Origin of the sequence: Prosthecobacter sp. (assembly GCF_044222345.1) — a bacterium.
GTDB lineage: Bacteria > Verrucomicrobiota > Verrucomicrobiia > Verrucomicrobiales > Verrucomicrobiaceae > Prosthecobacter.
Window position 1 is genome coordinate 78,641 of sequence record NZ_JBGANL010000027.1, and the last position, 14,149, is coordinate 92,789.

The following is a 14,149-nucleotide window of genomic DNA, read 5'->3' on the forward strand; positions in this document are numbered from 1 at the left end:
CCTGCTTTTACGCAGGCTGTCCCGCGCAAAAATCTCAGGATTCTCCATAGCAGATGCCTGCACCTTGCATGTCCAGCCGCGTTGGTTTCTGCATGCTGCGTCTCATGCCGAAACATCTGCTGCTCCTCCTTGCCCTCCCCCTCTCCGCCCATGCGGACCCGGTGAGCTTCAGCCGCGAGGTCATGCCGCTGCTCTCGGACAACTGCCTCTCCTGCCACGGCCAGGACGCCGGCCATCGCAAAGCCGACCTCCGCCTCGACACTCCCGAAGGCGCACGCGAAGTGCTCAAATCCGGCGATTTCATGGCTCGCATCGTCACCACGGATCCCGAGGAGATCATGCCGCCCCCGAAGTCCCACAAGCCCGCCCTCAAGCCCGAGCAGGTCGCGCTCCTGAAACGCTGGATCGCCGAGGGCGCAAAGTGGGGCAAACACTGGTCCCTCGAAAAACCCGTGAAAGCCAAAGTCGAAGGCCATCCCGTGGATTTTTTCGTCAAAGCCCGCCTCGCCCAAGAAGGCCTCAAGCTCTCCCCCAAAGCCCCCGCTCATACTCTCCTCCGCCGCCTCTCCTTCGATCTCACCGGCCTCCCTCCGGCATCAGGTCAAACCATCGACAGCCTCCTCGCCTCCCCCCACTTCGGCGAGCGCATGGCCATGAACTGGCTGGATGCCGCGCGCTACGCAGACACCGATGGCTTCCAGTCCGACGCCTCCCGCACCAACTGGCCCTGGCGCGACTACGTGGTCGAGTCCTTCAATGCCAACAAACCCTTCGACCAGTTCACGCTTGAGCAGTTCGCCGGCGACCTCCTCCCCAATGCCACGCCCGAGCAAAAACTCGCCACCTGCTTCCACCGCAATCACATGACCAACGGCGAAGGCGGTCGCGACAAAGAAGAGTCCCGCATCGACTACGTCATCGACCGCGTAAACACCATGGGCACCGTCTGGCTGGGCCTCACCCTCGGCTGCACCCAGTGCCACTCGCACAAATTCGATCCCATCTCCCAGCACGACTACTACAGCCTCCACGCCTTCTTCAACAGCATCGACGAAGACGGTGCCGCCGGCACGGCTGCCAAGCCCTACCTGAGCTACCAGTCGCCTCACGCCAAACGCGCCGTGGATGAAGCCCAAAAACTCGTCGATGCCCGCAAACCCATCGAAGCCAAAGCCAAAGCAGACGCCGCCAAACCCTTCGAGCAATGGCTCGCGGAGCATCAGACCGCCGTAAAAGGCGGCTTCCAGGCCTGGCACATCCTCCACGGCGCAGTCGAATCCCAGGAAGGCTCCAAACTCGCTCAGTCCACAGACGGCACCATTACCGTCAGCGGCCCCAATCCCAAACAGGACGATTACCGCCTCATCTCAGCCCTCCATCTCCCCCGCCTCACCGGCCTGAAACTCGAAGTGCTGCCGCAAAACGGCGCGCTCTCACGCGGCAAGGACGGCGAATTCATCCTCACCGACATCAAGGTCCAGGTTCGCCGCAAGGGCAGCTCCCAGATCCGCGACATCCTTGTCAAATACGCCGTCGCCGATACCAAGACCGAAGCCAAGGCCCGCGAATACGGCGATGTCAAAGGCACCCTCGACGATGATCCCCGCAACGGCTGGACCACCAAAGGCTTCCCCAAAGATCAGCCGCACACCGCCCTCTACGGCCTCGCCGAACCACTCGTGCTCGAAAGTGATGAGGAACTCATCTTCGAACTTCGCCACCGCTCCACCAACGGCGACGCCAACATCGCCAGCTTCCGCGTTTCCGCCACGGATCAGCCCGGCCCCGCCGTGCGCGAACTCGGCCCCACACCCCTCGACCAGCTCGTCGCTGGCAAACCCGACCGCCACCGCTTGCTCGATCAATTCCTGGAAGATCACGAACCTTACCAACTCGCGAAGGCCTCACTCGATCGCGCCAATGCCCAGCTCAAGGAAGTGCAGGCCGCCGCCGGCAAACTCAACGTCATGGTGCTCGCCCAGCGCAAAGAACCACGCGACACCCACGTCCTCGTGCGCGGCGTCTGGGACAAAAAAGGCGATGTCGTCCAGCGCGATGTCCCCGCCGCCATCGCCCCCTGGCCCGCAGGCACCGTGAAGGACCGCATCGGTCTCGCGAAGTGGCTCACTTCCAAAGACAACCCGCTCACCGCCCGCGTCTTCGTAAATCAAGTCTGGCAGATGCTCTTCGGGGCAGGGCTCGTCCGCACCCCCGATGATTTCGGCCTGCAAGGCCAGCGCCCCTCCCACCCCGAGCTGCTCGACTGGCTCGCCGTCGATTTCATGGAGAACGGCTGGGACGTGAAGAAACTCATCAAGCTCATCGTCACCAGCGAGACCTACCAGCAGTCCTCCGACCACACCTCTCCTTCCGATCCTCAAAACCTCCTCCTCTCACGCGGCCCCCGCTTCCGCCTGCCCGCCTGGATGATCCGCGATGCCGCGCTCGCCTCCTCCGGCCTGCTCAATCCCGCCCTCGGCGGCCCACCCGTGCGCCCTTACCAGCCCGAAGGCGTGTGGGAGGAGATCTTCATGGGCCGCTTCACCTATGAGCCCAGCCAGGGCGCGGCTCAGCACCGCCGCAGCTTGTACGCCTTCTGGCGTCGCAGCATCGCCCCCACCTTCCTCTTCGACAGCGCCCAGCGCCGCGTCTGCGAAGTCGCCATGACCCGCACCAACACCCCGCTGCAAGCCCTCACCCTCCTCAATGACGAGACCATGATGGAAGCCTCCCGCGCCCTCGCCAAACGCATGCTTGGCTCACCATCCTCAGACCGTCTCCAGCTCCTCTACCAGTCCGTCCTCAGTCGTGATGCCGCCCCCAAAGAACTCGCAGTTCTCCAGCGCGAACTCGACCGCGCCCTCGCTCACTATCGCGCCCATCCCGAAGACGCCCGCAAGCTGCAAACCACACCCGAACTCGCCGCGCACACCCTGGTCGCCAGCCTGGTCCTCAACCTCGACGAAGCCATCACCCATGAGTGAATCCTCCCTCAACACCACCCGGCGCTACTTCCTCGGTCAATGCACCGGCGTATCCGTCGGTGCCATGGCCCTCCACTCGATGGCCCAGCAGGAAACCCTGGGAGCGCGGCATTCCAATGCCGCTCAGTCTCTGGAAACCACCGGCCTTCCCTCCCTTCCCCATTTCGCTCCCAAGGCCAAGCGCGTCATCTTCCTCACCCATTCAGGCGGCCCCTCACAGCTCGAACTTTACGACCACAAGCCCGGCCTGATGCCCTGGGCGGGCAAAGAGCTGCCGGAATCCGTTCGCCAGGGCCAGCGCCTCACCACGATGACTTCAGGTCAGAAGCAGCTCATCCTGCCCGGCCTCACCAAGTTCTCCCGCTGCGGCCAAAGCGGTGCCACCATCAGCGAATGGCTCCCTCATCTCCAGGGCGTGGCCGATGACCTCTGCTTCATCAAGTCGATGACGACAGATCAGATCAATCACGCCCCAGCGATGACGCAATTCCTCACCGGCCATCAGCTCCCTGGTCGCCCGAGTCTCGGCTCCTGGGTCAGCTACGGACTCGGCAGCCTGAACCGCAACCTGCCCGACTACCTCGTGCTCATCTCCAAGATGCAGCGCCCCAGCGACCAGCCGCTTTATGACCACTACTGGGGCAGCGGTTTCCTCCCCTCGCGCTACCAAGGCGTGAAGCTCCGCAACTCCAAAGACCCAGTCCTCTACCTCACCGATCCCGCAGGCCTCCCGCGCCACCTGCGCCGTGGCATGCTCGACGGTCTCGCCGAGCTCAATCAGATGCGTTTTGAGCAAACCCAGGACCCCGAAATCACCACCCGCATCCGCCAGTACGAAATGGCCTACCGCATGCAGGCCAGCGTACCCGAGCTGACCGACCTCGGCGACGAACCCGATCACGTCTTCGAAATGTACGGCCCCGATTCCCGCCGTGCCGGCAGCTACGCGGCCAACTGCATCCTCGCCCGCCGCCTCGCCGAGCGCGGCGTCCGCTTCATCCAGCTCTTCCATCCCGACTGGGATCACCACAGCCGCCTGCCAAGCTGGTGCACCGCCCGCTGTCGCGATACCGACCAGCCCAGCGCCGCCCTCATCAAAGACCTCAAGCAGCGCGGCCTGCTCGACGACACCCTCGTGCTCTGGGGCGGCGAATTCGGCCGCGGCGTCGCCGGTCAGGGCAAGTGGGACAGCCCCGAAGCCGGACGCGATCACCATCCCCGCTGCTTCACCATGTGGATGGCCGGCGGCGGCATCAAGCCCGGCATCACTTACGGTGCCACCGACGACTTCAGCTACAACGTCGCCGAAAACCCCGTCCACGTCCGCGATCTCCATGCCACCGTCATGCACCAGCTCGGCATCGACCACGAACGCTTCACCTTCCGCGCCCAAGGCCTCGACTTCCGCCTCACTGGCGTGGAACCTGCGAAGGTGGTGAAGGACGTGCTCGCCTAGCCAGATCGTCCTCGTCCTCCTACTCGAACTCGTCCTCGATCCTTCAGCTCGCAATCACACTGTCCCACCGCACCCCTCCCGCACCCGCCGCGCCTGCTCCTGAATCTCCCCTCTCTGCTCCGCACTCAGTCGCCCCAGATTCTTGAGCTGCATCGCCATCCTCTGATTCCCCCGCAGCCTCACCTCATGCTGCAGCAGATATTCCCAGTACAGCGTCGTAAAAGGGCACGCCTTCGCCCCCGTCGCCTGCGCCGGATCATACTTGCACCCCTTGCAGTAGTTGCTCATCCGCTGGATGTATTTGCCGCTCGCCACATACGGCTTGCTGGCCATCAGGCCGCCGTCCCCATACTGGCTCATGCCCAGCGTGTTCGGCAACTCCACCCACTCCACCGCATCCACATACACCGCCAGATACCACTCGTGCACCTGATACGGATCCACCCCGTAGAGCAGCGCAAACAATCCCGTCACCATCAGCCGCTGAATGTGGTGCGCGTAGCCGTAGCGGAGCGTCTGTGAAAGAGCATCCCGCAGGCAGTTCATGTCCGTCTCCCCCGTCCAGTAAAAACCCGGCAGCGCCTCGTGCGCCTGCATTTCATTCAGTCGCACATACCCCGGCATCTTCAGCCAGTAGATCCCGCGCACATACTCCCGCCAGCCCAGGATCTGCCGGATGAATCCCTCCACCCCCGCCAGCGGTGCCTTGCCTTCACGCCACGCCTTTTCCGCCGCCGCGATCACCAGCCTCGGGTCCAGCAGCTTCAGGTTCATCGCTGCGCTCAACCGTGAATGATACAGCCACGGCTCATTCACCCACATCGCATCTTGGTACTGCCCAAACTGCGCCAGCCGATGCGCGATGAAATCCTCCAGCGCCTCCACACTCTGCGCCGCCGTCACCGGCCAGTCGAAATCCTTCAGCGTTCCGGGGTGCTTCGCAAAACGCTCCTCCACCAGCGCAATGACCTCCCGCGTGATCTCATCCGGCACGAACTTCCTCGGCGGCACACGCAGCAGATCCGGCCCTTCTTTGCCAAAAGCACCACGGTTGTCCTGATCATAATTCCACTGCCCGCCCGTCGGCTTCCCATTCTCCATCAGCACCCCAGTACGCTGGCGCATCTCACGGTAAAAGAACTCCATCCGCAGCTGCTTTCGCCCCTTGGCATGCTCCGCAAACTCCGCCGCAGTGCAGAGAAAGTGGCGGTCCTCCCGCACCTCCAAAGCCACCCCCAGTTCCGCAGCGGCCGCCTCCAGATCACGCTGCACGCCCCACTCCCCCGCCTGCACCATCACGAGAGCAGAAGGCTGCAGTTCAATCACACTGGCGCGCAACGCTTCTGCAAAATCCCCATACGCTCCCATCTCATGGTAAACCACTCGCCACCCTTTCTCCCGCAGCGCCTCACGGAAATGCCGCATGGCCGCGAGAAAAACCGCGATGCGCGCCTTCACACTCCACACCTTGGTGGACTCCGCCGCCACCTCCGCCATCCACACCACATCCCGCTGCGGATCAAAGCCGTCAAAAGCGGCGGAGTGAAGATCTAGCTGGTCTCCCAGCAATAGCACAAGTCGGGGTCGGGATGGCATGGCGCATGCGCATTACGTACCCTGCGGTGCTCTGGCCGCACCATCATGTCTGGCCTTCGTATTTGCCCCCTGCTCGGATGCGCTTCATAGGAAGCCTCTCCCGCCATGCCTCTGATCCGCTACCTGCAAAACCTCTCCACCGGCCGCACCATCCTCTGGTGCTACTTCATCTGGTGGGCGCTCAGCATTGTGAACCACTTCGACAGCACCCCCCGCATCTGGCTCACCTCCGTCGGCCTCAGTGGCATCATCGGCGCCGCGCTGCTCATCAGCACCCAGACCCAGGCTTCCGGCCGCTGGGTCTGGCCGGACCGCTGGGTCACCTTTCGCCTCTTTCTGATGCCCTTCTGCGTCTCCAGTTTCTCCGCTCTCGTGAAAAGCGCCGGCTACCTGCTCATCTTCCCGCCCACGCTCAGGGAGAACGCCACCGGCGCGGGCCTCATCGCCGTCTTTCTACTTTCGGTCGGGAGCGCGAAAGCCCTGCCTTCCCGGTGAACCCTTCCCTGGCCGGCACGTCACTTTTTCTCCAGCACCATCAGAAACTGGCCGGCCTGTGGATCGGTTTGCATCTTGGTGGGACGGCTGGAACTCGGGCGGTCGTTCGCTGAGCACCACTTCAGGGTCTTGCCGTCGAGATCAAAGATGCCCTCATACTTTTTCCCGGCAAACTGCCCTTCCGTACCGGTGGCATCGATCCGCTTGCCGGTGATCTTGTACGTTCCCGCCCCCATCTCTCGGTCGCCCTGCGGATTGGAGGCGGTGATCTTGTCTCCCGTGATGACAAGCCGGATGTCGCCATGCCGCGAGCCGTCGCTGTCCGCCATGTATCCGTCCCAGGTGCCCATCAGCTGCTTCTTCACGTCCTCCTTGCCGGGCTCCTTCTCCACTGGCTTTGCCGGCACCTGCTCTTTCACAAACGTCTGGTCCGCCTCGCTCAGGCGCCCCAGAGGGAGCTGCAAAGTCCCGCCATTCGTCGTTCGGACGATCACAGAGCCATCCTGCACTTGGACAAAATCAGCCTCCAATGTCCTCCCAGTCTGCGCCTCCGTCCAGGTGCGGGCTTGCAGGATAGTGAGAGCGCACAGCGCCAGGCAGGTGTGCAATATCAGCGTTTTCATGGCGGTGGCATAAAACCTGCCGCCACGAAAAAGTTGCAGAAGGAATTATTTTATCCCCTCACGCCGCCATCGGCACCCCATAGGGCAGGATGTCAGGTATCGGGGAGAACTCACGAATCTTCGTCCACAGCGAGGAATAGTCCTTGTTCACATCCCCTGACAGGCAGTCGGTGATCTCGTCACCGGCATCCGGATACTTCATCACCACATCCTTGAAGGAAAAGCTCGGGTTGTAGAAGGCATACACCAGCTTGCGCATGTTATCGATTCCCTGGCGCATGAACTCCGCGTATTCGGTAAAGCGCTCCGGCGAAAGATCTCCCGCCACCAGCGCCTCATGCACCGCATCTCCTGCCAGCACGCCGCTCTTCAGCGCCAGCATCACCCCGCTGCTGAAGACCGGATCCAGAAACGCAAACGCATCTCCCACCAGCAGCAGGCCCGGCGATGCACCATACTTCGAGTGCCGTGAATACTCGCTCGTGATCCAGTATTCACCCGTGGAAACTCCCGTCGAAAGGTGATCCTTGATCCACTGGTTCTCGCCAATCTCACGCTCAAACATCGCCTTCGGATCCTTCACGCCATCGCGGCTCAGATACTTGCCTTCAGCCACGACCCCCACGCTCACCATGTCATTGTGCATGGGGATGTGCCAGAACCAGCCCTTGTCCGGCACGAAGGCGATCGTCGTCGCACCTTCGTCCAGGCCCGCCTCACGCTTCGAGCCCTTGTAGTACGTCCACACCGCCACCTTGTTCAAATACGGATCCCCAACGCGCCAGCCCTCGCGCACCGAGGCAAACGCCTCCTTGCCCGAGGCGTCGATCACCAGCTTCGCCAGCAGGTGTTCCTCCGTGCCATCCTTGTTCTTCACCGCCACGCCGATCACCCGGCCGCTGTCGTTCTTGAGCAGCTGTGTCACCGTCGTCTCCTCCCTCACCGTGGCTCCCTTGCCGCGGGCATGCTCCATCAGCATCTGGTCAAACTCAGAGCGCATCACCTGCCACGTCTGCGCCACCGTCTCACGGTCATAGCGATTGTAAAAATAGAAGGGCTGCGAGCGCCTCCCATCCGGCTGCACAAAGCTCACGCTGAACTTCTTCATGAAGTGCGACTTCTTCATCGTCGGGATCAGCCCCAGCCGCTCCAGCGGTCCAAAGGTGAACGGGATCAACGACTCCCCCACATGGTACCGAGGAAACTTCTCGCGCTCGATCACCAGCACTTTATGGCCGTACTCTGCGAGGATGGCTGCCGTACTGGTGCCGGCCGGGCCGCCGCCGATGATGATGACTTCGTATTCGGTGTTCATGGAATGCTGGAAATTTTAACTGGGTTGGCAAAAAGTCACCTCCAAACGCCAGCCGGAACTGCTGGTTTTCAGGGGCTTCTTCACAGTAATACGACGCCTGTTCCCATGCCGTCCATACTCCTTTGGCATCGTTTTGATGCCGTACAGCGATAGATCCCTGCGCTGCTAAAACAAAACTTTCCACTCCATCCGCCGTTTGATACAAACCAGCCATGAACACGCTCCACACTCCCTCGGCCAGCCGCCGCGACTTCATCACCCGCAGCGCACAGGTCGCTGCCGCGGGCCTCCTTGGCTCCGCCTTCGGTGCCAGCTCCCCTGCCACCTCCGAAACCCTCGTTCAGCAGCTCTACGGCAGCATGGATGAGGCCCAGCGCAAAACCCTCTGCTTCGCCTGGAGCGATCCCCGCCGCCTCAAGGTGGACAACAACTGGCACATCACCCCGCAGAAAATCCGCGACGTCCTCAAGCCCGATCAGCAGGACCTCGTGCGCGAGATCTTCGACAAGCTCCACAGCGACGAGTACAAAGCCGAAGTCTGGCGCCAGTTTGATCAGGACAACAAAGGCGACGGCGGCTTCGGCAGCGCCTCCATCGCTCTCTTTGGCGAGCCCGGCACCAGTCAGTTCGAGTTCGTCCTCACCGGCCGCCACTGCACCCGCCGTTGCGATGGCGACAGCGAAAAAGGCGCTGCCTTCGGCGGCCCCATCTTCTACGGCCATGCCGCCCAGGGCTTCAATGAAAAGCCCGACCACCCCGGCAACGCCTACTGGTATCAGGCCAAGCGCGCCAACGACGTCTTTCAGGCCCTCGACGGCAAGCAGCGCGAACTCGCCCTCCTCGGCGAATCCCGCGACGAAGACGGCAACGACACCGTCAAGCTCACCGGCAAAACCAAAGGCCTCGAAGGCATCCCCCTCTCTGAACTCAGCGCCGACCAGAAAGACCTCGTCAAAAAAGTCATCGCCGATCTATTGAAACCCTTCCGCCAGTCCGAACGCGAAGAGTCCATGAAGTACATCGAAGCCGGCGGCTACGACAATCTCCACATGGCCTTCTTCAAAAACCAGGACGTCGGCAAAGACGGCATCTGGGACGTCTGGCAGATCGAAGGCCCCCACATGGTCTGGTTCTTTCGCGGCGATCCCCACGTCCACTGCTGGGCGCATATCCGGGAGCCGAAGGCGGCGTGAGTTACGTCGCGCCTGCACCCTGAATCCGCAGCGTGGGCTGGCTCATCCTCTTTTCCACTTCGCTGCGGAAATGCAGCCACGCTGCCTTCAGCTTGGCACCGCGCCACACATACACGCAGTATGGCGCCTGCGATGTTTCTGAGTCCAACACGAGAACAGTTGCCAAATAATCTCCCTCGCCATCGGGACATTGCATTTCTCGCAGGTGAAAATTCTCCAGCGCAGAAACGGGGACTGCAAGGCGATGCCCAGGAATCGACAGGGTTTCGTTTTCACCGTCAAAAACCAAAATCGGCCCCTCCTTCCAAAACCAAAAAGCCATTATGAGGGTGATGATGATGAACAAACCCGCCAGGCCGATGAACAGTTCTACGAAGGTTTGAGGAAGTGAATAATGGTCAAACAGCAGCCAAATCGCTGCCAGCGTGAGGCCACATTGTACCGGAGGCACCCACCACCTGCCTTTTTGAAACATCTCCACTCGCTGCCCCACCACCCGCACAGTGGGAGGTCGTGCCATCCAGACTTTAGATTGGTTCAAGCTGGTGACCGAAGGAATCATGGCAACAGCATACATGCTTGGACGCGGAGGTCACTTCTTCACCTCACCTAGCAGCCGCAGCGCCACCTCCACCAGCTTCTCCCCGCTTCCCACTTCCCCACGCGCGCTGACAATTTCATAGTTCCCCTGCTGATACGCCTCACGGTTCGGCACATACCCCACACTCCCGTTCGCCAGCTCCGCGATCAGCGTGGTCTTAAATGGCGAGGCCTTCTTCAGCGCCAACCCCAGCTCCACAAAAATCTCTCCCGGCAGCGCCACAATCGCGAGCTCATCACTCAGCGCGATCACCTGCACCTCCGCCAGCAGCGGCACGTTCTGCTTCTCCACCGTCTCAAGGATGCACACGGTCTCCGCCATCGGCACAGTACCAAAATTCTTCGTGAACATGTTCGCCGCCATGTCCTTCGCCTTCGCGATCTGCTCCGGCGTGAAGCTGCGCCGCTGCAGCGTGACCTGCTCCGAACGTACACGCGGCGCGAAGGTGCTGACAGCCTTCAGGCTCGCCCACGCAGCATCCGTCGCATCCGCCAGCGCGGTGCCCAGCTCCAGCGTGGTGCGCCGCTTTCCGTTGATGTAGTCCCGGTGGTTGATGTTGCCGCAGCAGCCATTCGCAAACACCGAAATCATGCCTGGTCCATGTCGCTCGCTGACAAGCTTCGTAAACACCCCGGGATAATCCGCCGAGATCTTCGTGCCTGCGCCCACGGAGGTGGGATGCATGGCAAAGTTCAGCAGCGCACCCAGCGGGGCCGCATCCGCACCCGCGCCATGAAAAGCCACCACACCCACTTCAGGATCCACCGGCCCCGCCGGCTTTTCCGTCGCCGGATCAATCTTCTTCGGCTGCCAGATCGCCTCCTTCACCCCCTCCCGCAGCACGCGACGATTGAAGCTGATCCCCTCGGCCTTTCCCACCGCCACCGCAGCCTTCGCGGGCGTGAGCTTCGCCTTCGCCTCTTTCACCGAATGCGCAATCAATCCCGGCAACGAGCTGATGTAGGCCACCCCCGGTGGCGAGTTCACCTTCGTGATGTCATCCATCAGCGATCCACGCGGCTGCTGCGGCCCGGAATGCGTGTGCGTGCCGGAGATCATCACATGATCACCCTCGATCCCGCACTGTTCCTGAATCGCCTTCCTCGCCGCCGCCACCAGCGGCCTCACCGTGCCCGAGAGATCCAGCACCACGATGGCCGCATGCACGCCGTCCTTTTCAAACACCAGCGTCTTCGCATACAGCGGATCCAGCACACCCTCCGAACCCCGAAACTTGTAGAACCCGCCCAGCGGCGTCCCATCCTTCGGCGTGATCTCCACCCTCGCGGCCCCCACACGAAAATCACCTGCTTGGATTGGGGAAACGAAAAGCAGGCAGCATGCGAGGAGGCGTGTGGTCATGGCACAGGTACGCACCTCCGCCTCATTTCTTGGCCCAATCCGGCGTGCCAAACCACGCGTCCATCTCCTTCTCAAACGGCGCACGCACTTCTGGCGCTTCTGGAATGGCTCCTCGGTCACCCGTCTCAACGATCCAAGTGTCCAGCGCAGCCCGCAGCCGCGCAAGCGCCTCCCTGTGCTCTGGTTTCTTCGAACCGCTCAAGTCGTGGATCTCATCTGGATCCTCTTTTGAATCATACAGCTCCTCGCACGGCCCTCTGCGCTGCATCAGCTCCAGCGGCGGGCCTTTCAGCTCGCCTCGCGCCTGCATCTCACGCATCAGCGGCAGGATGGGAAAGCACTTCTCCTTATACCGGTTCAGTGACGCAAACGTGGGCCCGTTCGTGTACGTGCGGATGTAGTGAAACCTCGCGTCATGCACCGAGCGGATGCGCTGCACCGTTTCATCAATCCGATCACGCGCGGCAAAAGCATAGGTGCGCGGACCTTCCGCATGCGGCCCCAGAATCACACGCCCCTGCATCAGCCGAGGCTTGGCAATCCCGGCAAAATCAAGCGTCGTCGCCGTCACATCGATCAGGCTGACGATCTGCTCATTCACACTCCCCGCCGTGCAGCCCTCCGGAGCCGGATGATTCTTCGGCCACTTGATGATCATCGGCACGCGCAGGCCGCTGTCATAACACCAGTGGATGCCACGTGGGTCCAGCCGTCCGTTGTCGGCAAAGAAAATGACAATCGTGTCGTCCTCCAGGCCGTCCTTCCTCAGTTGATCCAGCACCCACCCAATGCGCACATCCATGCCCGAGACGGAGTTCAGATACCGCGCCCACTCCTCGCGCACGAGCGGATGATCCGGGTAGTAAGGTGGCGGCGTGACATTCTCCGGCTTGGCATGCTTCACATGCTCACGCTCGCCCACCCACTCCACACGCTCCTTCTTGGCGCTCTGTCGATCGTAGATGTCATACTCCACCTCGTGTGAATTGATCTGCGCAAAAAACGGCTGCTTTGCCTTCAGCGCGCTCCAGTCATCCGTCTGATAGATCGGCCCCTCGTTCACAAAGTTCAGGTCCAGCTTGCCCGTGCCCACAGCTTTCTCCCCGATGGTCTTGAGGTTCGCCGTCGTGTAGCCCGCATCCTGCAGCCGGTGCGTCATGGGCCGCACACCCGGCGGCAGCTTGAAATCATCGCTCCGATGCGACCGCATATGATGCGTGTCCGTCGTGGTCTGGTACATTCCCAGCATGAAGGCGCTGCGGCTCGGCGCGCAGGCCGGATTCGTCGAAAACACATTTGTAAAACGCAAGCCCTCCTGCGCCAGCCGGTCCAGATTGGGCGTATGCACATTCTTCGCACCGTAGCAGCCGAGGTCATGCGAGAGGTTCTCGCCCACCAGCCAGAGGATGTTTGGCTGCTTCGAGTGCAGACTGCACGTCAGCCCCAAAAACAACACCGGGAGAATGAATCGCATCATAGTGGGATGAAACGCCTGAAAGAGTCGTTTCACTCCGCCGATTCTTTGTTCCATGCCCATCTTCGACCGCTTCAATCTCACCGGCCGCCGCGCCCTCATCACCGGCGGCTCTCGCGGCCTCGGCCTGGAAATGGCACGCGCCCTCGGCGAAGCCGGAGCCGAGATCATCATCGCCGGTTCAAATGCAGCGCAGCTGCACACCGCCTGCGAGGAGCTTTGCAGCGAGGATTTGCATGTCACTTCGATCCAGGCCGATCTCTCCAAACCCGAGGAAGCAGAGCGCCTCTGCGACACCCTCCTCCATGATCACCCACCCATCGACATCCTCATCAACAACGTCGGTGGCCGCCGCATCAACACCCCCACCGAGGACCTCCCGCTGGAGGACTGGCAGCGCATCCTCGATCTTAATCTCACCCAGGCCTTCATCCTCACCAAACGCATCGGCGGCGCGATGATCCCGCGCCGCTGGGGCCGCATCATCAACATCGCCTCCATCAACGCCCTCTGGCCCGGCAAAGCCATGCGTGGCCGCAGTTACGAGACCTCCAAAGGCGCGCTCACCATGTTCACCAAAGCCGTCGCCGCCGACTGGGCCGCCCACGGCATCACCGTCAACGCCATCGCCCCCGGCCCCTTCATGACCGACGCCAACAAACGCTGGATCGGCGAGCGCCCCGAGTTCGAAGGCGAAGTCGCCACCAGCATCCCCATGGGCCGCTGGGGCAGCCCCGAAGAGATCGGCCCGCTGGCGCTCTACCTCGCCAGCGACGCCAGCAGCTACATGACCGGCAGCCTCCTCGTCATCGACGGAGGCAAGCTTCTGTGGTGAAACTTCAGCCCCTCTTCTGATTCGCGTTAATTCGCGGTCATTCCTCCCGACATTCGCGTTTAAATTCAACCCTCCGGCTCATACTTCAAAAATCAAAACTCGATGGCTCTTCAATCATCAATCCTCCGTCTCCAAGACACCATGGGCACGCACGATTGACGATTGATGAGCAAGGCTCGTTGATCTCCGAAATCCCCCCTTCCCCGCCCAAGCCC

11 protein-coding genes are annotated in these 14,149 nt (G+C 61.7%); 5 read left to right on the forward strand and 6 right to left on the reverse strand.

The features are described from left to right. Positions 1-68 precede the first annotated feature (68 nt). Complete coding sequence (locus ACILSL_RS15375) at positions 69-2,984, forward strand: PSD1 and planctomycete cytochrome C domain-containing protein (protein WP_395732928.1); 2,916 nt, start codon at positions 69-71, stop codon at positions 2,982-2,984. Further along, positions 2,977-4,440, forward strand: a complete 1,464-nt coding sequence (locus ACILSL_RS15380) for a DUF1501 domain-containing protein (RefSeq protein ID WP_395732929.1) — start codon at positions 2,977-2,979, stop codon at positions 4,438-4,440. The genes ACILSL_RS15375 and ACILSL_RS15380 overlap by 8 nt, the downstream gene beginning before the upstream one ends. 54 nt (positions 4,441-4,494) lie before the next feature. Here the strand turns inward: ACILSL_RS15380 and ACILSL_RS15385 are convergent, their stop codons facing one another. Beyond that, positions 4,495-6,036, reverse strand: coding sequence for a cryptochrome/photolyase family protein (locus ACILSL_RS15385; RefSeq protein ID WP_395732930.1), 1,542 nt, complete (start codon positions 6,034-6,036; stop codon positions 4,495-4,497). A gap of 105 nt (positions 6,037-6,141) precedes the next feature. On the opposite strand from ACILSL_RS15385, the gene ACILSL_RS15390 reads away from it, so the two are divergent. Beyond that, positions 6,142-6,531 carry a hypothetical protein gene (locus tag ACILSL_RS15390; RefSeq protein ID WP_395732931.1) on the forward strand — a complete coding sequence of 130 codons (390 nt, stop codon included), beginning with the start codon at positions 6,142-6,144 and terminating at the stop codon, positions 6,529-6,531. Between the two features lie 20 nt (positions 6,532-6,551). Here ACILSL_RS15390 and ACILSL_RS15395 read toward each other — a convergent pair whose 3' ends face one another. Both ACILSL_RS15395 and ACILSL_RS15400 read right to left on the reverse strand, forming a co-directional pair. Next, a complete protein-coding gene (locus ACILSL_RS15395) occupies positions 6,552-7,154 on the reverse strand; it encodes an SHD1 domain-containing protein (protein WP_395732932.1) in 603 nt (200 codons plus the stop codon). Between the two features lie 58 nt (positions 7,155-7,212). Continuing rightward, entirely contained in the window at positions 7,213-8,469 is a 1,257-nt protein-coding gene (locus ACILSL_RS15400; RefSeq protein WP_395732933.1) for an NAD(P)/FAD-dependent oxidoreductase, read from the reverse strand. Between the two features lie 212 nt (positions 8,470-8,681). On the opposite strand from ACILSL_RS15400, the gene ACILSL_RS15405 reads away from it, so the two are divergent. Beyond that, entirely contained in the window at positions 8,682-9,662 is a 981-nt protein-coding gene (locus ACILSL_RS15405) for a DUF3500 domain-containing protein (RefSeq protein WP_395732934.1), read from the forward strand. Position 9,663: 1 nt separating this feature from the next. Here ACILSL_RS15405 and ACILSL_RS15410 read toward each other — a convergent pair whose 3' ends face one another. The 3 genes from ACILSL_RS15410 to ACILSL_RS15420 are packed head-to-tail and all read right to left on the reverse strand — an operon-like array spanning position 9,664 to position 13,102. Continuing rightward, positions 9,664-10,239 carry a hypothetical protein gene (locus ACILSL_RS15410; protein WP_395732935.1) on the reverse strand — a complete coding sequence of 192 codons (576 nt, stop codon included), beginning with the start codon at positions 10,237-10,239 and terminating at the stop codon, positions 9,664-9,666. 15 nt (positions 10,240-10,254) lie between these two features. After that, the gene (locus ACILSL_RS15415) at positions 10,255-11,625 is read right to left on the reverse strand and encodes a neutral/alkaline non-lysosomal ceramidase N-terminal domain-containing protein (protein ID WP_395732936.1); all 1,371 of its coding nucleotides are present in this window, start codon (positions 11,623-11,625) and stop codon (positions 10,255-10,257) included. Between the two features lie 22 nt (positions 11,626-11,647). Continuing rightward, positions 11,648-13,102 (reverse strand): sulfatase, encoded by a 1,455-nt coding sequence (locus tag ACILSL_RS15420; protein WP_395732937.1) that lies wholly within the window; start codon positions 13,100-13,102, stop codon positions 11,648-11,650. A 52-nt stretch (positions 13,103-13,154) separates the two neighbouring features. On the opposite strand from ACILSL_RS15420, the gene ACILSL_RS15425 reads away from it, so the two are divergent. Next, positions 13,155-13,934 carry an SDR family NAD(P)-dependent oxidoreductase gene (locus tag ACILSL_RS15425; protein WP_395732938.1) on the forward strand — a complete coding sequence of 260 codons (780 nt, stop codon included), beginning with the start codon at positions 13,155-13,157 and terminating at the stop codon, positions 13,932-13,934. Positions 13,935-14,149 lie beyond the last annotated feature (215 nt).

Coding starts and splice junctions, on each gene's coding strand:
- ACILSL_RS15375 (WP_395732928.1), top strand. CDS start 69: ATGTCCAGCCGCGTTGGTTTCTGCATGCTGCGTCTCATGCCGAAACAT.
- ACILSL_RS15380 (WP_395732929.1), top strand. CDS start 2,977: ATGAGTGAATCCTCCCTCAACACCACCCGGCGCTACTTCCTCGGTCAA.
- ACILSL_RS15385 (WP_395732930.1), bottom strand. CDS start 6,036: ATGCCATCCCGACCCCGACTTGTGCTATTGCTGGGAGACCAGCTAGAT.
- ACILSL_RS15390 (WP_395732931.1), top strand. CDS start 6,142: ATGCCTCTGATCCGCTACCTGCAAAACCTCTCCACCGGCCGCACCATC.
- ACILSL_RS15395 (WP_395732932.1), bottom strand. CDS start 7,154: ATGAAAACGCTGATATTGCACACCTGCCTGGCGCTGTGCGCTCTCACT.
- ACILSL_RS15400 (WP_395732933.1), bottom strand. CDS start 8,469: ATGAACACCGAATACGAAGTCATCATCATCGGCGGCGGCCCGGCCGGC.
- ACILSL_RS15405 (WP_395732934.1), top strand. CDS start 8,682: ATGAACACGCTCCACACTCCCTCGGCCAGCCGCCGCGACTTCATCACC.
- ACILSL_RS15410 (WP_395732935.1), bottom strand. CDS start 10,239: ATGTATGCTGTTGCCATGATTCCTTCGGTCACCAGCTTGAACCAATCT.
- ACILSL_RS15415 (WP_395732936.1), bottom strand. CDS start 11,625: ATGACCACACGCCTCCTCGCATGCTGCCTGCTTTTCGTTTCCCCAATC.
- ACILSL_RS15420 (WP_395732937.1), bottom strand. CDS start 13,102: ATGATGCGATTCATTCTCCCGGTGTTGTTTTTGGGGCTGACGTGCAGT.
- ACILSL_RS15425 (WP_395732938.1), top strand. CDS start 13,155: ATGCCCATCTTCGACCGCTTCAATCTCACCGGCCGCCGCGCCCTCATC.